Source organism: Paenibacillus sp. FSL R5-0636, assembly GCF_037974255.1.
Taxonomy (GTDB): Bacteria; Bacillota; Bacilli; order Paenibacillales; family Paenibacillaceae; genus Paenibacillus_AQ; species Paenibacillus_AQ odorifer.
Window position 1 is genome coordinate 2,912,342 of record NZ_CP150232.1, and the last position, 19,959, is coordinate 2,932,300.

A 19,959-nucleotide genomic window follows, 5' to 3' on the forward strand; every position below is an offset into this window, starting at 1 on the left:
TGTGAAAGATTGGATATGACGGGAGGTGCTACACTTGGGTTATCAACAATTCGGAATTAGCCCTCAGTTGGTGGATCGCATCAAGCTGAAGATGAAAAACTCGACTGTGAAGGATCGTATCAAAAGTATGATTGAGGGCATCTCGAAACAGGAGCTGCAGGATCCTGCGGTTGTTCGCAGATTGGTACGGAAAGCGTCAGGTGTATTGAACGAGAAACTGACCTCGACACAGGAAGAACAAATTGTAAAGTTTATCATCGCGCAGAAAATCGATCCGAACAACACCTTTCATTTAATCCGCTTGTGGGGAATGTTCCGTTAAGTAGCGGATTAAATGAAAAGTAGGGGTTGTCCATGGGTGTTTTTTTCATCGTATGAGACAGTCTGCAAGCAGCGATCCTCCTATTACTGGAGGATCGCTGCTTTGCGTTTTTGGCCGTAGTTACGGCATGCTGCAATATGTCTCTATTCCGGATAAACCGATGCCACCGAATCATAGTCGTCCGTCGTCCGGTACCGCTGAATCATAGTCAACCGCCGTCTGATGTCACTGAATCATAGCTCCGCTTATCCGATACCGCTGAATCACATTCAACCATCTTCGGACGCCACCGAATCATGGTTATCTGTCGTCCGATCCCGGCGAATCACATCCATCCATCGTCGATGCCACCGAATTACATCGCTCCATCGTCCGATACCACCGAATCATGTTCATCCACTGTCCGATACCGCCGAATCACATTTACCCATCGTCCGATCCCACCGAATCATGTACATCCGCTGAAGCTTTCGGACTCCAATGACGTTATTCGCAAATATATCGCCTTTGGAGCAAGGTTTCGGACCCCAGTGCAGCTATTCATAAGAAATAGGCTCGTAGTTGGCGTTTTTTGTGCCAATAGGGGCTATGCGGTCCGATGTCATCCAAAATTCGGGATAATTCCGCATTTAAGGTCCGCTGTGTCCGATAGCTGTCTCATGCGCGTAAACGTCTTCGAATAATGCGAAATTTGAGTTCTCGCAAGAAGTTTGGGGTCTCGAACAAGAAGTTTGAGGCCTCGCTCAGAAAAATTGGTTGCGATCAAAGGCTAAATTCAAAAAGAAGGGAGCGCTTCAGCCATTTTCATGGCTTAAGGGCGCTCCCTTTTTTTATTCGTGTAAGCGTGTTTGTCTATGATCTTTAGTGGCTGATCTAAACACGATTTGGCTCTCTGAATCACACTGTAGAACGATTGCCCGAAGATGATCTTCTTCCATTCTGTTTGTCAGACAAAACAACGTGCTAACCTCTCCATCTTGCCCTGAACCTTCGGCAATCGCAGCTTCTCGGTTTAGAGAGGTTGCGATTGCTTGCTGAATGTCCAAACATCGGCTGCTGGTAATCCAAGCAGTGCGGGAGTGGGATAATCCCCGTAGTGAGATACGAACACCTTCGAAAGCCAGCAGGTAGGCAATAATAGAATACATTGCTTGCTCCCAACCGAACAATGTACCTGCAAAAAGCAGAATTGCACAGTTCAGGATCATAATGACGACTTCCGTTGATTTTGGAGGTCCGCCGCTCAGCAGAGAATACCCCTGGTCACTGGCTTGTTTATTTACACCGCCGAATCTCACAGATATTCCAATACCTACTCCAAGACAGATGCCTCCTGCCATTGCGGCAGGTAAAGGATCGCTAATCACAGCAGGAAAACGATGCAGCGCAAGAGACGCGATGGTTAGGCAGGTTAATCCCAAAACAGTGTAAAGAGCAAAGCGGAGATTTACTTGTTTTCGCGACATAAATATAAAGGGCAGATTGAATAGAAATAGAAACAATCCAAGCTGCATTTCAGTAGTATGAGCGAATAATGCGGATAAGCCTGTAATCCCGCCGACAACAAGGCCATGTGGCATTAAAAATAATTCCAATCCTACAGCAGCAAGCAATGCGCCGGCAATGACGGTAAGAACTCGGAAGGTAGAGCTTCTTTGTAGCTGTTGACGTTGATTTATTTTGTTCTGCATAGTTTTTCCTCCTTCAACAGGGGAAACGACCTTACTCATTTTCAGTGGCTATGGCAGATTTTTTGGATATTCGTGCATCATGTCGTTTCTCAAAGTTGAATACTTTATCCATTATTTATAAATCTATTTAGATTCCTTCGTCAGACAATGTCCAAGGAGAACAAGGATCAGCACGTAAATGGCTGCGAATGGCTGCAAATGGTTGCAAGTGGCTGCGAATGGCTACAAATAGTGAAGAATAGCCAGCACTCCGCAATGCTTTACCCAAATTGGCCATAATTATTGAAAATTCATCCCGCGCGGCTATGGGCATCCAATGTTGGATGAAGCATGAAGGCTGTGACCAACGCTACGTCCGGCCAGCAAGCCTGCAATAAAGTTGCCATTTAGCGTAACGATAACTGCTGCAAGGGAGTACCAGAGCGCCTCACTGCCTAAGGTGAGTGGATCTATGTCAGTCCGAAGCTGAAGCAGAAGATGACACTGAAGAAATCACGAAACAGGATCACCAGATTTATCAATCCGTTTCACATGTTCGGTTTCAGCGAGGACAAGTCCACTAGTAGTGCGCCAATAACTTCTGTCTGCTAGATGAATGGTCTCGGAGAATCCAGCAATCAGGAATAGTGCTGCGAATATTACTAATGCAAAAAGCTCACCGGAAGAGATATTCAGGACACGTTTCAGCCAAAATACTTGCTTTCTTCCGGTGGAGGATGAGCAATGCGAGCATGTATACCAACCGGTAAATCCGCTTCTCTATAATTCATGAATCATAAGATTATTTATCAATCGAAGTTCTAAAATCCCTTCAGCAGACATTCAATTAGGGCAGAGGTGAACTTCGCTAGGGGAGTGATATTAGAAAATGAGAAGTGAATTTTAACAGGTACAGCCGAAGTCGAAGCAGGAATTTATAAATCACTGGACGGAACAGTAAAGAAAGTACAGGGAGTATTGCAGCTACCGCAATAGACTTCGTTCCCCACTGTTCAGCTATTTTGATGGCTCCTACCTGAGGGGTTATTTGAGGTGCAATCCTTACGGGAGGTGTAAACTTTCGCTCGTAGCGTTCATTTTCGGATGTCGTTGATTCTTGCTCCGTAGTGAATGATCCTCCAGACCAGGCAGGTGGAAAAGAAAATATCATCCCCAGAATTAGGACTATACGAAGAAACCAAAGTAATGACAAACGCGCTATATATTGCACCGAAATAACACCTCCCAACTGCATGTAGTATAAAAAGCATACCATACCTTTTCCTTTGAATCCAAATTGTTTTGTGAAAAAAATTCATATATAGATGATGAAAACATGAAACCGAACGGGAAAAATGACGTATTTCGCAGCATAGATAACTTTTATTATCTTGTTTCAGTCAGGAGGGATAAATTTGAGCGAATGGCAGGATTTTAACGGTTTTGATGAGCGCAGCTTTTTCGGAAGTTTCATTCATGAGATGCCACTGTTTTTTAAATTATTTGCTTTGCTTTTTCTTGGCCTTTTTGTTTTTATAATTGTTAAATCAGTGAGAATCTGGATATCCAATAACGCAAGTCCTTTGATAAAAGCAAACTGCACAGCGGTCACCAAACGAACCGAGGTATGGGGGGGATCCGGTGAATCGAGAGCAAATACTAGCTATTTTGTTACGTTTGAGTTTGCCGATGGCTCTCGATTGGAGTTGCAGGTAAGAGATCAGGATTTTGGTCTGATTGTGGAAGGGGATCGAGGCGAACTCCTGTATCAAGGGACCAGGTTTAAAAGCTTCAATCGCGATTTGAAGAAAGAACATCTAAATTTCTAAAAAAGTACATACCATTCAAGAATCACCATGCCTATTTTGGGTAAAACTCATATGAGAGGTTTTACCAGATCTCAATTCTGGAAGGAGGCTATGGTTTGAATTCAAATAATCCACAATCGCAAGGGCTGGTACCCTTCCATACACTGAGCGAGGAAGAAGTGCTGAATAGGCTGGAAACTCGGAAAGAGGGTTTATCTTCCGATGAAGCGTCCAAACTTGTGGAGCGATATGGGAAGAACGTACTTCAAGAAGCGAAGACCAAATCGCTATTAGGAAAGTTTATCGAACAATTTAAAAATGTAATGATCTTTATTTTGCTAGTAGCAGCTGTATTGTCAGGAGTCTTGGGGGAATGGACGGATACGATCATTATTTTGCTTGTAGTCATTTTGAACGCGGTGCTTGGAGTTATTCAGGAAAATAAGGCTGAGCAAGCACTCGATGCGCTAAAAAGTATGTCCTCTCCACACGCCAGAGTAAGACGTTCCGGCCAGGTTACTGAGATAAAAAGTGAAGACCTTGTGCCCGGGGATATCGTATTGCTGGAAGCTGGAAATGTAGTTCCGGCGGATATAAGACTTTTGGAAGCCGCTTCGTTGAAGACGGAGGAAGCCGCGCTTACCGGAGAATCATTGCCCTCTGAAAAGCGGGCCGGTGTGCTTGAGGGTAGCGACATTGTAATCGGCGACCGCACCAATATGGCTTATATGAGCAGCAGTGTAACTTATGGCCGCGCAATTGGTGTAGTTACAGCTACAGGAATGCAGACGGAGGTCGGTAGAATTGCCGGTTATATCTCGGAAGAAGATACAGATGTAACACCGCTGCAAAAAAAGCTGGATGAGCTAGGTAAATATTTTACCTTTATTATTCTTGGCGTCTGCGTGATTATCTTTGCCGTTGGGATCTTCGAAGGAAGAGAGCTGCTGGATATGCTACTTACCTCGATCTCACTCGCGGTAGCGGCTATCCCGGAAGGGCTGCCAGCAATTGTTACGATCATTCTCGCGCTTGGTGTGCAGCGAATGGCGGGACGAAAAGCGATTATTCGCAAGCTTCCCGCCGTGGAGACACTTGGAAGTACAGAGATTATATGCTCCGATAAGACAGGTACTTTAACATTAAATAAAATGACTGTCGAAAAAGTGCATGTCAACGGAAAGACCACTGATTCCAGTGCAGGGCTTGAAGGGATTCCTGGTGGCGAGTTATTGCTTCAAGCTATGACGCTTTGTAATGACTCCAGTATTGACGAAGGAAAGACTCCTAGTGAACCTGAAGCAAAAGCTGGAGCTAAGGACCCACAAACCAAGAGCGGAAAAGCAATCATCGGCGATCCGACGGAGACTGCGTTAGTCGATTATGCGCTTAGTATAGGCACTGATAAAAGGGAGCTGGAAAAGAAATACCCACGTAAAAATGAGCTGCCTTTTGACTCCGATCGCAAGCTGATGACAACGGTTCATGAGGTCGAAGCTGGACGTTATCGTGTGCTGACAAAGGGTGCACCAGATGTACTTTTGTCCAAATGCAGCCATATCTATGTGGATGGAGAAATTGTAACTCTACAAGACGAACATAAGCGGAATATCATGGAAAGTAATAAATTACTCGCGAATGATGCACTTCGAGTCTTGGCATTTGCTTTCCGAGATGAGGAGCAGCTGCCGACCGATCTCTCACCAGATACCACGGAGAAAGAGTTAGTATTTATTGGTTTGGTCGGTATGATTGACCCGCCGCGTGAGGAAGTACGGGATGCGGTAGCTATCTGCCGTAAAGCGGGAATTAGACCTGTAATGATTACAGGCGATCATCGTGATACAGCAGCGGCTATTGCCAAAAGATTAGGGATTATTGAAGATGAATCAGGTGTATTAACGGGTAGTGAGCTGGATAAATTCAGCGAAGAGGAATTTGCGGAGAAGGTTACCGATTATTCGGTTTATGCACGCGTCTCTCCTGAACACAAGGTTCGTATCGTTAAGGCTTGGCGACAAAAAGGAAAAATTGTGGCTATGACCGGAGATGGTGTAAATGATGCTCCTGCACTTAAATCATCCGATATCGGCGTGGGCATGGGAATAACCGGAACGGATGTTGCCAAGGGTGTATCAGATATGGTGCTTGCCGACGATAACTTTACGACTATAGTTGTTGCCGTAGAAGAAGGACGGAAGGTTTACAGCAATATCCGCAAGGCTATCCAGTTCCTTCTCTCCGCTAATCTTGGGGAAGTGCTGACATTATTTATTGCCACTATGATTGGCTGGCGTATTCTAGAGCCGATCCATATTCTGTGGATTAATCTCGTTACGGATACCTTACCTGCACTTGCCCTCGGACTTGAGAAAGCCGGCGAGGATGTAATGGCGAAGAAGCCGCGTAAAGCAAGCAGTAGCATCTTTGCGGGCGGCGTGGGGATCGGGATTATATATCAAGGGATTATAGAAGCGGCGCTTACATTGATCGTGTATCAATGGGCGCATACGCATTACAATGAAGGTATTGCGGTTACAATGGCCTTTGGTACATTAGGATTACTGCAAATCGCTCATGCTTTTAACGTCAGATCCAATAAAAAATCGCTATTCCAGATCGGTTGGTTCAGCAATCGCTATATGTTATGGGCTTCGCTGATCTCTATACTAATGCTTGTGCTTGTGATCATCATCCCGGGCTTAAACGACTGGTTTGGTGTTTCACATTTAAGTGGATTACAGTGGGGAATAGTATGTGCAGCGGCCGTAGCGATTATTGTTATAGTTGAACTTGTAAAGCTGTTTGTCCGGATGAGCGGAAGGGGCAAGAGCTGGGATTAAGAAACTGGATAAAAGTTATAGTCAAAAAGCCTGAACCCCATCAATAGGGATTCAGGCTTTTTGAATGATTTCTTTTAAAGTATGGGAAGCTTATAAAACACGTTGCATATGGAGGATTACATTACTCCAATAACCTGAGTCGAGGTCACTGATCTGAACTCCGGGTTCACCCCAGGTGTGGATAAACTTTCCGTCTCCAATGTAAATACCGACATGACCAGGTATAGCATCACTTTCAAATCGACCGGGAACGGTAAAGAAGATAAGATCTCCTACATCCAGTTCGCTTCGACTTACACGGGTACCTAAATTGTCCTGATCTTTAGCTAAACGAGGTAAGCTGACTCCGAATTTTTTGAATACATGCCTTGTAAAAGAAGAGCAATCAAATTTTTTGGTTTCTTCATAAGATCCAGCGCCAAAGTCGTAGGGAACACCCAAGAAATTTTTGGCAAAAGAGATTAACTCCTGTTTATCCGCTTCAGAAATACTTTGAATGCGTAAAGATTTAGATTCACTCGTGGATTCGACCGTCGATAATTTTTCGATAGTCTTACGTTCGGACGGTGTAGCAATGTTTATCTCACCCGACTGGGGATTCCAGCCTACTTCTGTTTGCAAAAATTTGGACAAGGCTAAAGGGGTGATATAGATTTGCCCTTCTTGCCGTCTAGGGGCTTGTGGCAGTGTGATTTTTTCCCCAAGTGAGAATACCTGTGGAGAGCCAGGGCGCAGCATATACATAACATCGCTATAACCGATTTTAGTGTATCCATCACTAGAACCATCATCCTTCATCCGATATCCGAGCGAAGTAACCGCAGGCTTGAGTGGAATCCAGTACTTTCCCTGAGCGTCAGTAATTGCAGATTGTTCATAATAACTGGAGGCATTTTTACCATCAGGAGTTAGCGCGTTAACCTTAGGTTTTTGCGATTGAGAAGAATAACCGCAGGATGAACTCGTTAAAGCGACAGCAAGCAATACAGTAGCGGTGGTTAGTAGTCTTTTGTGATTATTAGCCATTTAACACGCTCCATCTTCAAACTGTAAATTAAGTTTGTGCAGGGCGATTTTTTTTATGTAAAAGAAACGAAGGCAATCGCTGTAAGAGACAACCAAGCATTACCTCTTTTGATGTCATATATTCTTCAGAATTTGAAATCTATGGAAATATGATAAGTGATTGACGGATAAACAACCTCCATATAATATAGGTTTAATAGATTTCTATCATTAATGTGAGGTACGTGTAAGCTTATGCTTTAATGCTTTTATCGATAGAAGTGATAATGCTGAGTCGCTCACCTTGATGTATGCGTTAATAAACTAATGAAATGGGGTACTTTGATGAAAAAGAGAAACATTTTGGCGGGATTAAGCTTATGCTTCATGCTCGTAGCAGCTGGTTGTGGCAACAATAACACCGCTGAAAACTCAGGAAATGCAGCGAATTCCGGTAATTCCCCTACGAATGCAGGAGCAGCAGATTCAAAAACGTACAAAATTGCGATCTCACAATATGTGGAGCACCCCTCACTCGATGCTACACGCGAAGGAATTCTCGCTGCTTTGAAGGATGCGGGAATCGTTGAAGGCGAGAACCTGAAGGTTGACCTTGAAAATGCTCAGGCTGACCAAGCGAATAACTTGTCCATTGCTCAAAAGATTGCCGCTGACTCAAATGATTTGGTATTGGCAATTGCAACGCCTTCCGCTCAATCAATTGTTCAAGCACTCAGCAAAGCAAGTAAGGATACACCGATTTTGTTCGCAGCAGTAACTGACCCACTCGACGCAAAGATTGTCACGGATCTGGAGCATCCAGGTGGAAATGTATCAGGTGTATCGGACACCAATCCCGAAGCGATTAACAGATTAATGCAATTTATAGCTACCCAATTTCCTAACGTGAAAAAGCTGGGCATCGTTATTAATGAAGGTGAACCCAATGCAGTAATTATGGCTGAGATTGCTAAAAAAGAATTGGATAAGCATGGAATCGAGCTAGTGAAGGCTGCCATCACGAATACCTCTGAAGTCAAACAAGCTGCGGAATCACTTGTGGGTCGTGTAGATGCATTCTACATTACTTTGGATAACACAGTCGTAAGTGCAGTGGATACCATTATTCAAACGGCTAATGACAAGAAAATCCCGTTCTTCTCCAGTGACCGTGATACGGTTGAAAAGGGCGCTTTTGCCACCGTTGGTTTTAAATATTTCGATCATGGTTATCAAGTGGGTCAAATGGCCGTGGATATCTTGAAAAATGGTAAAAAGCCAGCTGATATGAAAGTAACCATGCAAGAAAAACTTGATCTCATTCTTAACCTGAAATCTGCAGCAGCACAAGGCATAGAAGTGACTGATGCAATGAAGGCAGAAGTTGCCGATCAAGCTAACAATATTATTCAATAAGCCATTATATAGGGGCGATTTCGTGAGAACGCCCCTTTCCGCTCGAAGGAGGAAGTCATCTATGTTAAATTCGATGCTCGGGGCCGTTGAAATGGGTTTGCTTTACGCATTTATGGCTTTAGGTGTATACATTACCTTTCGTATTCTTGATTTCCCTGATTTGACTGTAGATGGGAGCTTTACCACTGGTGGCGCCATTGCCGCTGTTATGATTACTAACGGTTATGCACCATGGCTTGCTACCTTGGCCGCTATTGCTGGTGGAATGCTGGCAGGAATGTGCACGGGCCTATTACATACGAAAGGCAAGATTAATGGACTGTTATCCGGTATTTTGATGATGATTGCACTTTATTCCATTAATCTGCGGATATTTGGTGGCAAACCCAACTGGTCTTTAATGGGCGACACTACCTTGTTCACTTCCATTGATCCTCTGCTCGTACTGCCGTTTGTAGTTATTTTTGTGAAAATAGTAATGGATTTATTCCTGCGTACGGATCTTGGACTTGCGCTGCGGGCTACCGGAGATAATGCAAGAATGATCCGTAGTCTGGGTGTAAACACGGATAATACCACTATTCTTGGTGTCAGTTTATCCAATGGAATGGTGGCGCTCTCGGGAGCGTTAATTACTCAGTATTCTACTTTTGCGGATTCCTCGATGGGTATTGGGATGATTGTAATCGGTTTAGCTTCGGTCATCATCGGTGAAGCCATATTTGGTGCCAAAAATGTATTTCGGGCCACACTGGCTGTTGTGCTCGGATCCATAGTTTACCGGATCGTAGTTGCACTTGCCTTGCGGGTACCGTGGCTTAAAGCTTCGGATCTTAAGCTGATCACAGCAATTATCGTTATTTTCGCTCTTGTATTCCCGTCGATTCAGCGTTTCCTGAAGCAGAAGAATATGGCGCGGAGGCGTTCCGTTGAATTAGCTGAGCAAGCGCTAAGCAGCAAGAGAGGAGGCACCATCGATGCTTAAACTGGAGAACGTATCTAAGCTGTTCAATCCCGGAACACCAGATGAGAAAATAGCGCTGCTCGGCATTGACTTGGAGCTTGTTCCCGGTGATTTTGTCACCATCATTGGAAGTAATGGAGCTGGTAAATCTACGTTGATGAACATTATTTCCGGTGTCATGAAGCCGGATCTGGGTACAGCCAGCATTGAAGGAAATTCAATCAGCCATTTGGCGGAATTTCAACGGAGTCGCTGGATCGGCCGGGTCTTTCAGGACCCAATGGCGGGTACGGCTCCACATATGACGATTGAAGAAAATTTAGCTATGGCTTATAAAAGAGGCAAAAGCAGAGGGTTAACCTTTGGAGTAAATAAAGCAAAAAGAGCTTTATTTCGCGACGAGCTAAGCCGTCTGGGGATTGGGCTGGAGGACCGCCTGCGGGCAAAAGTAGGGTTGTTGTCAGGTGGAGAGAGACAAGCGCTAAGTCTGCTAATGGCGACCTTTACTCAACCGCAAATTTTACTTTTAGATGAACATACAGCAGCCCTTGACCCTTCTCGTGCGGAGCTGATTACTAAACTGACAGAGTCCATTGTCCGTGAGATGAAGTTAACCACCCTAATGGTTACCCATAACATGGAGCAGGCCATTCGTCTTGGCAATCGTCTGATCATGATGGATAAGGGCCGTATTATTTTGGATATCGACGAGGTTCGTAAAAAAGATCTTACCGTAGAACGGCTGCTCGGAGAATTCGAGACAATCAGCGGACATAAATTGGCAGATGACCGAATGATGCTTGGTTAGTCTGTTGTAGGTGTGAAGGTAGCTCAATATAAGGGCTTGAAGTGAACTCTGATTCTGGATTTCATTTCGAGCCCTTTTTTACATAGGATTTTTTTCGCCGAGCCATTATACTATCCTTATCTTTCAGTTCACGTAAATTTACCCAAATGGAACATTATGGTTTATAATGGAATTATAGTGATAATAAATGAAAATTATCATATTTAGGGAGCGGAGAAAACAGATGATTTGGAAAAATGTTAGCGCTTACAGAAGTTCGGGCATTTTCAACAAAATGATACTGATTATTTCCTTTTTGCTTCTACTTTCTTTTTTATTCTCGTTGACCGTTTTGCAATATGTGTATCGTATCTATGACAAGCAAATTTATGAAAAGGCCTCTGAGGTACTGGGGATGTCCTCTATAAGCATCGAAAATGCCCTAAGAGAATTGGATCAGCTTTCTTTTACAGTGGTGTCTGATGAGCAAATCCAAGAATGCCTGCGCCAATTGCAGAATGATCCACAGCCTTATGAAAGACAAGTTCTACATAACAAGATCATAAACAGGCTGGTTGCTTTTGCAGGGGCAGAGAAATACGTTTATTCCATGATGCTGATGGATACGAGTGGCGGAGTAATGACTGCGGGCAATCGTGAAGGGGTATCACAGGATCTGCAGGATCAGTTAAAGCCGTTAGCTGCGGAAGCTAGCGGGAGTATAGTGTGGTATCCGCAAGGAAACAGAAATTCACTTTTGGCGGTTCGGCAGATTAAATCTTATACAGGGTCAACGTTTACGCTGGATGATCTGGGAACACTCGTGATCCGTATTCGGATCGATCTAATCATTGCGGATAGTACGAGCGATACCGACCAATTAATAGCTGTTGATGCCACGACGGGACAGGCGATCTATCCTGAAGCACCGATTCTTTTGCCAGAAGAGCTTAAAGAAGAGACAGAACGTCCGGAGCTATATCGCACGGCCAAATATCAAGAAGGTACTTATTTTATAACCAAGACGAAATCATCTTATATAGATTGGATCTACATCAATGCAACTCCATTTAATGAGATGTTCAAACATATTACTTTTGTCAAAAAGCTGGTCGTCATCATATTCGCACTAATCTTATTAATTGGTCTCCTTTTAGGCTACAGGCTTGCTCGTAGTATTGTACGTCCGATCTCTAAGCTGACCAAAAAAATGAAGCAAATCGAGAAGGGCGATCTGGACAATCTGGAGGAACAGTCATTAGGTGTGGTTTCACAGACTGCGCAGGACGAGGTTAGTCAGCTAAACCGGACTTTTAAAATGATGATCCGCAGGATCAGAGAGCTTATTGATGAGAACTATGCGAAGCAGCTGATTATTAGAGAGACCGAGCTGAAAGCATTACAGGCACAGATTAATCCGCATTTTTTGTACAATACACTGGAATCGATCAATTGGTTAGCCAAAATGAACAAACAAGCCAAAATCTCAGAAATGGTAGAAGCGCTCGGTTACTTGTTCCGCAGCTCTATTGGTCTCAAGGATCCGCTAATTACACTTGAAAAAGAGATCACTATCGTGCGAAATTATGTCATTATCCAGAAAACACGGTTTGATGAGAGGCTTGATTTCCGGATGGATGTACCTGAAAATCTGCATGATGCATTAATTCCGAAGCTGACCTTGCAGCCTTTAATCGAAAATGCTATTCGCTATGCGCTAGAGCCTAATATTGAGCCGTGCACCATTTCTATAACAGTTAGTGAAGAAGATCAGGGCCTCGATATCAAAGTCAGTGATAATGGACCGGGGATGAGCGCTGAATTTATCAAAGATTTACAGATGGGGAGAGTTAAGACACGTGGAGAAGGCATCGGCTTAGCTAACATCGCGGAGCGTATTCAAATCGTCTTCGGCCCTGAATGGGGCACAGTCATAGAAAGTGAGCCGGGTCAAGGAACAACTATACATGTGCGTATACCTTACTTAAAAGGAGTGCTAGAGAATGTATAAACTGCTGCTGGTGGATGATGAACGCTTGATTCTGGAAGGGATATCGCAGGTTGTGGACTGGGGAAGAGCGGGAACAGAGCTTGTAGGCACGGCGCGGAACGGGATTGAAGCTTTGGTGAAAATTGAGGAGCTTAACCCTGAAATTGTGATCACGGATATTTCTATGCCTGGTCTAGATGGCCTGGGACTGGTGCAAAAATGCAGTGAACGATTTCCAGAAGTGAAATTCGTTATGCTGACTGGTTATAAGGATTTTGATTATGCTTGTATTGCTATGCAGAACGGGGTCAAACATTATCTTTTAAAGCCGTGCAATGAGAATCAGATCCATGAAGCACTGATTGAGCTGGTAGCGGAACTCGATGAGCAGAAGAGCAGAGGCGAATTCGTAAATCGTATGAAACAACGTCTTCAGAAGGTATTGCCCCATGTGAAAGAACAATTTTTGAAGGAATGGATCTCTAATAAAACTTATGGAAGTCAGGATCTAGAGTATTATCAGGAACTATTCGGTATTGAACTTAATGACAAAACGGTGCGCTTGCTCCTGTTCCGACTAGAAGGTTCTTACGAATATGAGCAACTGTTCGCTCTGCAAAATATTGCCCAGGACGTACTTCAGGAAACACTCCTGAGTGCGACGATAGGCGGTCATTTATTAATTTTACTGGAAGACGAAGGAAATACGGTGCAGAATAGCCCCCTGCTTAAACGTATCGCTGAAGTAAGAGAGGTATTCTGTAAGTTTTATAAAATGGATGTGACAATCGCGATTAGTGATGCTGACCTTATGATTCATTCCCGGAGATTGTATCGTCAGACCTTGCAGTGCCTGAACCATCGTTTTTATTTGGAGGCGGGCGGTTTGATTACCGGGAGTGATATCCCAAGTGATGAGCTAAGTGGAAGAAATGATATCGAGCTAGATGAAGAGCATATTTGTCTACTTATAAAAGCAGGCGATCAAAATACAGTTGAGCTGGAATTGGAACGATTATTCAACTTGCTCGCAGATGAGCGGTTAGATATTAACGTGACGCGTTCTTATGTTTTACAGTTATATTCCGCTATGATTCGTTTAGCAGTCCCTGATGAAAGAAATAGCTTCACATCGGGCTTGGCGGAGCTTGCCGAAATTAGAACCTTGGGAGGTTTAAAAGCATACGTCAAAGAGGCAGCGGTTCGCTTAACAGCGATGTATGACCGACATTTTAGTTCCCGGCAATCACTTATTGTAGACAAAATGTTCAAAATTATCGCAGAGGATTACAAGAATGCAGAGCTGTCGCTTAGCTCGGTCGCTGCTGAAATGTTATATATGAATCCCGACTATCTCGGCAAAATATTCAAAAAAATTACCGGGGAGAAATTCTCGAATTATGTAACCAATTACCGGATTGCTAAAGCATCGGAGCATATTTTGAGAAGTGGGGATGTGAGAGTATTTGAGCTGGCTGAAATGTTCGGCTTCGGTGGAAATGCACAATATTTCAGTCAGGTTTTTAAAAAAGTAACCGGCCAGACCCCTACAGATTTCATGAAACCCCCTCAAGCGAACTGATTATTGAACAAACAAGACGGTTTTTTGTATTCAATAATCACGGAATATTTGAGAAAATTTAACCAATGAAAGCGCTACCTAAAGGGATCAGAGCCTTTACACTATCATAGGAAAAGGGGACATGAAATTGAAAAAGAGATTCGCTTTACTAGCCGTACCATTATTGCTGTCGTCGATGTTAGCTGGTTGCGGTGGAGGTAACAACAATAACAATGCTGCCGCTACGGATTCCGCTACAAATACTCCTTCGGAAACGAAACCTGCGGCTACGACCTCAGCAGAACCAGTAACCCTGCGAATCGCATGGTGGGGTGGAGATACAAGACATTCTTATACACAACAAGTTATTGATATGTATGAAGCCAAATATCCGAATGTAACCATTGAGCCTGAATATGCATCCTTTGATGATTACTGGAAAAAGCTTGCTCCGCAAGCCGCTGCAAATAGGCTTCCTGATATCGTTCAAATGGATATTTCTTATATCAATCAATATGGATCTAACGGACAGCTCGAAGACTTGAAACCTTATTTGAACTCTCAGATTCAAGTCGGCGATGTGAATGAGAACGTGCTGAGTACTGGAGTGATCGGTGAGAAGCAATACGGAATTCCGTTAGGGGTTAACGTACTTGGTTTTCAATATGATCCAGAATTGCTGAAAAAGGCAGGTGTTGATTCTATCCCAGAGAACTGGACTTGGGATCAATACAAGGAAATCGCCGCAAAAGCTAAGTCGGCTGGACTGTACATGGATGGTTCCATGGCAGCAGACGTATTCTTCAACTATTATCTGCGTACAAAAGGGCTGGCACTCTATAACAATGATGGTTCCGCACTTGGTTATGAGGACGATGCATTGTTTACTGACTTTTTCGGAATGTTGTCTGGTCTGATTAAAGATGGAGCGGTCCCTTCACAAGACAAACTAAGCCAAAATAAAGGGGTTATTGAAGAGTCGGATATTGTTAAAGGGACAGGTATCGGTGTATGGCAATGGTCGAACCAATACGTTGCTTTGCAAATCGCTGTAAATCGTCCTATGGAGCTGGCACAAATGCCTGGTCCAGATATGGATAAAGGGCTTTACATGCAGCCAAGTATGTACTGGTCAATTACTTCTAACTCTAAAGTGAAGGAAGAAGCAGCGAAGTTCGTTGATTTCTGGATTAATGATGTGGAAGCTAACAACCTGATCAAAGGCGAACGCGGAGTACCGATTTCAAGCAAAATCAAAGAATCTGTAGCTACACAATTAACTGATTCCGGTAAGCAAGTATTTAAGTTTGTTGCTGATATGGAGCCTACTACTTCACCTATGAGTCCACCGGTAGGATCCCCAGAGGTTGTAGCCCTGCTTACAGACCTTGCTGAACAAATGAACTTCGGAAAAATCGACCCAGCAGCAGCAGCGGCACAGTTCCGAAAAGAAGCGAACTCTATTCTCTCCAGCCGTTAAACGTAGGGTAACAGATAACTATACTGCGTCTCACATGGGAAACGGCATGCCATTTCGCTAGGCGGCATCCCGTTTCCCATATTATTCACATAAAAAGGAGTTGGAGACCCTTGGCCTTAACGAATCCCCTACCTTCGAATCCATTGGCTGTTAAGAAAAATAAGTTGACCGGCCGGCGGTTACGAAGCAACCTTACAGGATATGCCTTCATCAGTCCGTTCGTCATTGGCTTCCTTTGCTTCACACTGATCCCAATGATCATTTCGCTGTATCTCTCTTTTACTAAATACAATTTATTCGCTCCACCTAAGTGGATTGGATTTGATAATTACATCAAAATGTTCTCAAATGACCCGAAATATTTGCATTCACTAAAGGTAACCCTGCTTTACGTATTTATCGGTGTGCCTTTACGTCTAACCTTCGCATTATTTGTGGCTATGATTCTAAATACGAAATCGCGTATGGTAGGAGCTTATCGGACAACTTATTATTTACCTTCTATTATAGGTGGCAGTGTGGCGGTCTCCATCATGTGGCGTAATATTTTTAGTGATACTGGAATTATTAACGGCATGCTTGGCTTTTTCGGGATTGGTCCGGTAAGTTGGTTTGGCAATCCGAACGCTGCGCTTATTATGTTGATAACTTTATCTGTGTGGCAGTTTGGCTCATCCATGTTAATCTTTCTGGCAGGTCTCAAAAATATTCCTGGTGAAATGTATGAGGCAGCTAGTGTAGATGGAGCCGGATTCTTCAGAAAGTTCTTTAAGATTACTATGCCACTCTTAAGTTCTGTAATTCTGTTTAACCTCGTTATGCAGACGATCAGCGCATTTATGACCTTTGTTCCTGCTTATATTATCTCTAAAGGTGAAGGCGGACCTATGGACGGCACTATGTTGTATTCTCTCTATTTATTCCGTCAGGCTTTTATGTTTAATAATATGGGTTATGCTTCGGCTATGGCTTGGGTGATGTTGTTGCTTGTCGGCATCATGACCGGAATCTTGTTCAAGACATCCAAATCGTGGGTCTTCTACGAGTCGGAAGGAGGAAAATAATCCATGGCGAAAATTAAACTGAAATGGCCGCTTTATCACATCCTTATAGGTGGCCTCGCTATCGTTATGCTGTATCCGATTCTGTGGATGATCATGAGTTCTTTTAAAGAGAGCCGGCTTGTGTTTGTTACAGCTCAACACCTTATACCTGATCCATGGGAATGGGGGAACTATGCTAAAGGCTGGGAAGGTATTGCAGGTTACTCTTTTGGTGTCTTCATCAAGAACTCTTTCGTAATTGTCATTGTCGCAACACTGGGCGCAGTCATTTCATCTTCACTGGTTGCCTTTGGTTTTGCCCGCAATAAATTTGTAGGCCATGGCTTATGGTTCGGAATCATGATGATGACCCTGATGCTTCCTTCCGATGTGGTGCTCGTCCCTCAATACATTATCTATGCCAAATTGGAATGGCTCGACAGTATCAAACCGATCGTTGTTCCACAGTTCTTCGGTGTCCCGTTTTTCATTTTCCTAATGCTGCAGTTTATTCGGACCATTCCTGTTGAACTTGATGAAGCGGCTACCATCGATGGTTGTGGGAAATTTGGACTTTATTTCAGAATTATACTTCCGCTTATCCGTCCTTCTATGGCTACTGCGGCAATCTTTTCCTTCTATTGGCGTTGGGAAGACTTGCTTGGACCGGTATTGTACTTGAACTCACCTTCTAAATATACAGTTTCGATGGGGCTGAAAATGTTCCTGGACAGTGAGTCCGTATCCAACTGGGGTCCAATGTTCGCCATGTCTGTTCTAAGTTTGGCACCAGTCATGATTATCTTCTTTATCTTCCAAAAGCAGATTGTAGAAGGAATCAGCACCAGTGGTTTGAAAGGTTGATTTCAGCAAATGAATATAAATGTTTTGAATCTCTAATTAAGAAAGGTGCGGCTGAATTTGGATAGCTATCGTTTTGATTTTGGGATTAAGGAAGCTGAGCCTGGCTACACCAAAATTCGGCCGGACACATCTTATTCTAAGGAAATAGGGTATGGTTTCACTTCTGATTCCACCGTCTTTGGTCGTTTCAGAGGGGGAACAGATATACTGCGAAGTGATTGCTGCATCCCACAGAAAGCAGTTTTTCTTCTGGATCTCCCGAATGGGATCTACCGTGTTACGCTGCTGTTGGGTGATGCTCTGGCAGAGACCAGCACATTTATCAAAGCTGGAGAAGGCAAGTTCGTATTGGACACTCTAAATGTGCCTGCGGGCCAATATTTACGCGAATCCTTTGCAATTAGAATTAAGGATGGGCAGCTAAAGCTATCGTTCTCGGGTGCGGCACCGCGTATTAACGCCTTGGATATTCAGATGGACAATGAAGCGCTAGTCTTGTTTCTGGCGGGAGATTCCACGGTGACCGATCAAGGGGAAGAAGGTTATCCCTATGCGGGGTGGGGTCAACTGCTGCCACGCTGCTTCAAAGCGGGAATAGTTGTTGATAACCGAGCACTTTCTGGACGCAGTTCCAAGAGTTTTATTGAGGAAGGGCATTTGGAGGGCATTGCCGCAGATATCAGACCCAGAGATTATCTGTTCATCCAGTTTGGACATAATGATTCCAAAACTGATGATTTAAGACATACCGAGCCCTTTACTACATATAAAGAACATTTGCTCCGGTTGATTACAGTCGCCCGAGAAGCGGGGGCCTATCCGGTTCTTGTGAGCTCTGTACATCGGCGAAGATTTGATAGTGAAGAAGCAATTGTAGACACGCATGGAGATTATTTAATCGCCATACGGGAACTCGCAGATACCGAGCAGGTTTCACTGATTGATTTAGCCGAGAAGAGCCGCAAGCTCTTTGAAGCTTATGGCTCAGAGGGCTCAAAAGATTTATTCATGTGGAGCTATCCAGGAGAATTTATTGCGCATCCAGGTGGCGTGCAGGATAATACACATTTTCAGATTTTAGGGGCTCGTCTTCTAGCTGAGCTTATAGTGGAAGGGATCCGGGAAGCCGGATTAAACGATCTCATCATTCATCTTCGTCAGGGAGAATAATAATCCTAAAGGAAAAGTAAATATCTGTCGGTTCAACTTCTGTATGCAAGGTTAAGGTTAAGGAAAGAACTTAACTGGAAGACTTGCATGATAAGAAGGAGGATATCACGATATGGCAGATAAAAAGCTTGTAGGTAAGGTTGCAGTTGTAACCGGAGGCGGCTCAGGAATTGGCCGGGCAACCGTGCTTGAGTTCGCACGTAACGGAGCCAAAGTTGTATTATTGGACAGAACTGTGGAGAACGCTGAAAAGGTTAGACAGCAAGTGGAGAAAGAGGGCGGAGAAGCCCTAGTTATCGAATGTGATGTTGCTGAACCACCACAAGTGGAAGCGGCGATAAACAAGGCGGCCGCGAAATGGGGTCGTCTTGATGTTGTTTTTGCCAACGCAGGGATTAATGGGGCGATGACGCCTATTGAAACGATGGATATTGAATCTTGGGATCAGACCATTCATATTAACCTGCGTGGAACCTTCGCGACTGTAAAATATGCGATACCGCATCTAAAAGAAAGCGGAGGCAGCATCCTGATCAACAGCTCCATTAACGGAAATCGTGTGTTTTCCAATGTTGGTTTTTCTGCTTACAGCACGACTAAGGCAGGACAGGTTGCTTTTATGAAAATGGCGGCACTGGAACTGGCTCAATTTCAAATCCGCGTAAATGCGATCTGTCCTGGGGCTATAAAGACCAATATAGATGACAACACTTTTCCATCAGAGGATCTGAAAGAAGTGAAAATCCCAGTAGAATTTCCTGAGGGAGATCAACCGCTGGAAGAAGGTCCGGGGCGACCTGATCAAGTAGCGAAGCTGGCTCTGTTTCTGGCGTCTGAAGATTCAGATCATATTACGGGGACGGAAATTTATTGTGACGGTGCAGAGTCGCTTCTGCATGGTTAATTTTCCAACATAATCTTGGCCTCTCATAACGGATTCCATCCTCGTCGCTATGCCGGACCACACGGGTCGAAAGAGCATATGCGCTGAGGATGGTTATGCCGTTTTTTGTTGTAAAATAAAGCTAATCATTAT

17 protein-coding genes and 1 pseudogene are annotated in these 19,959 nt (G+C 43.9%); 14 read left to right on the plus strand and 4 right to left on the minus strand.

Annotated elements, in window-relative coordinates; all coding sequences use genetic code 11:
• The first annotated feature begins 34 nt into the window (after window positions 1-34).
• Window positions 35-322, plus strand: coding sequence for a stage VI sporulation protein F (locus MKX34_RS13075; protein ID WP_036686212.1), 288 nt, complete (start codon window positions 35-37; stop codon window positions 320-322).
• A 52-nt stretch (window positions 323-374) separates the two neighbouring features.
• On the plus strand, window positions 375-530 hold the full coding sequence (locus tag MKX34_RS13080) for a hypothetical protein (RefSeq protein ID WP_339205168.1): 156 nt from the start codon (window positions 375-377) through the stop codon (window positions 528-530).
• A 622-nt stretch (window positions 531-1,152) separates the two neighbouring features.
• Here the strand turns inward: MKX34_RS13080 and MKX34_RS13085 are convergent.
• The 3 genes and pseudogenes from MKX34_RS13085 to MKX34_RS13095 all read right to left on the minus strand — a co-directional run bounded on the left by MKX34_RS13085 (window position 1,153) and on the right by MKX34_RS13095 (window position 3,223).
• Window positions 1,153-2,013, minus strand: coding sequence for a YitT family protein (locus MKX34_RS13085; protein ID WP_051491444.1), 861 nt, complete (start codon window positions 2,011-2,013; stop codon window positions 1,153-1,155).
• Between the two features lie 123 nt (window positions 2,014-2,136).
• Window positions 2,137-2,721, minus strand: a pseudogene (locus MKX34_RS13090) (cation:proton antiporter); the annotation flags it as partial.
• A gap of 139 nt (window positions 2,722-2,860) precedes the next feature.
• Entirely contained in the window at window positions 2,861-3,223 is a 363-nt protein-coding gene (locus MKX34_RS13095) for a hypothetical protein (protein WP_038570328.1), read from the minus strand.
• 184 nt (window positions 3,224-3,407) lie between these two features.
• Here MKX34_RS13095 and MKX34_RS13100 point away from each other — a divergent pair, with 184 nt between their 5' ends.
• Window positions 3,408-3,821, plus strand: a complete 414-nt coding sequence (locus tag MKX34_RS13100) for a DUF2500 domain-containing protein (RefSeq protein WP_249267720.1) — start codon at window positions 3,408-3,410, stop codon at window positions 3,819-3,821.
• A 125-nt stretch (window positions 3,822-3,946) separates the two neighbouring features.
• A complete protein-coding gene (locus MKX34_RS13105) occupies window positions 3,947-6,643 on the plus strand; it encodes a calcium-translocating P-type ATPase, SERCA-type (RefSeq protein WP_076297753.1) in 2,697 nt (898 codons plus the stop codon).
• Between the two features lie 90 nt (window positions 6,644-6,733).
• Here the strand turns inward: MKX34_RS13105 and MKX34_RS13110 are convergent, their stop codons facing one another.
• Window positions 6,734-7,669 carry an NlpC/P60 family protein gene (locus tag MKX34_RS13110; protein ID WP_036686216.1) on the minus strand — a complete coding sequence of 312 codons (936 nt, stop codon included), beginning with the start codon at window positions 7,667-7,669 and terminating at the stop codon, window positions 6,734-6,736.
• Between the two features lie 324 nt (window positions 7,670-7,993).
• Between MKX34_RS13110 and MKX34_RS13115 the strand changes: the two genes are divergently transcribed.
• From MKX34_RS13115 to MKX34_RS13160, 10 genes are all read left to right on the plus strand, one after another.
• Window positions 7,994-9,064: an ABC transporter substrate-binding protein gene (locus tag MKX34_RS13115; RefSeq protein WP_076101654.1), complete on the plus strand. Its 1,071-nt coding sequence runs from the start codon at window positions 7,994-7,996 to the stop codon at window positions 9,062-9,064.
• Window positions 9,065-9,125: 61 nt separating this feature from the next.
• On the plus strand, window positions 9,126-10,049 hold the full coding sequence (locus MKX34_RS13120) for an ABC transporter permease (RefSeq protein ID WP_036686219.1): 924 nt from the start codon (window positions 9,126-9,128) through the stop codon (window positions 10,047-10,049).
• Window positions 10,042-10,836 carry an ABC transporter ATP-binding protein gene (locus MKX34_RS13125; protein ID WP_076297709.1) on the plus strand — a complete coding sequence of 265 codons (795 nt, stop codon included), beginning with the start codon at window positions 10,042-10,044 and terminating at the stop codon, window positions 10,834-10,836. Before MKX34_RS13120 ends, MKX34_RS13125 begins: the two co-directional genes overlap by 8 nt.
• Before the next feature lie 223 nt (window positions 10,837-11,059).
• Window positions 11,060-12,826: a sensor histidine kinase gene (locus MKX34_RS13130; RefSeq protein ID WP_038574396.1), complete on the plus strand. Its 1,767-nt coding sequence runs from the start codon at window positions 11,060-11,062 to the stop codon at window positions 12,824-12,826.
• On the plus strand, window positions 12,819-14,387 hold the full coding sequence (locus MKX34_RS13135) for a response regulator (RefSeq protein ID WP_076141506.1): 1,569 nt from the start codon (window positions 12,819-12,821) through the stop codon (window positions 14,385-14,387). Before MKX34_RS13130 ends, MKX34_RS13135 begins: the two co-directional genes overlap by 8 nt.
• A gap of 121 nt (window positions 14,388-14,508) precedes the next feature.
• A complete protein-coding gene (locus MKX34_RS13140) occupies window positions 14,509-15,846 on the plus strand; it encodes an extracellular solute-binding protein (RefSeq protein WP_036686225.1) in 1,338 nt (445 codons plus the stop codon).
• A 164-nt stretch (window positions 15,847-16,010) separates the two neighbouring features.
• Window positions 16,011-16,910 (plus strand): sugar ABC transporter permease, encoded by a 900-nt coding sequence (locus MKX34_RS13145; RefSeq protein ID WP_036686586.1) that lies wholly within the window; start codon window positions 16,011-16,013, stop codon window positions 16,908-16,910.
• A 3-nt stretch (window positions 16,911-16,913) separates the two neighbouring features.
• Entirely contained in the window at window positions 16,914-17,753 is an 840-nt protein-coding gene (locus MKX34_RS13150) for a carbohydrate ABC transporter permease (protein WP_038570347.1), read from the plus strand.
• Between the two features lie 45 nt (window positions 17,754-17,798).
• Window positions 17,799-18,923 (plus strand): rhamnogalacturonan acetylesterase, encoded by a 1,125-nt coding sequence (locus MKX34_RS13155; RefSeq protein WP_249267719.1) that lies wholly within the window; start codon window positions 17,799-17,801, stop codon window positions 18,921-18,923.
• Between the two features lie 112 nt (window positions 18,924-19,035).
• Window positions 19,036-19,827, plus strand: a complete 792-nt coding sequence (locus tag MKX34_RS13160; RefSeq protein WP_036686230.1) for an SDR family NAD(P)-dependent oxidoreductase — start codon at window positions 19,036-19,038, stop codon at window positions 19,825-19,827.
• The last annotated feature ends 132 nt before the right edge of the window (window positions 19,828-19,959 follow it).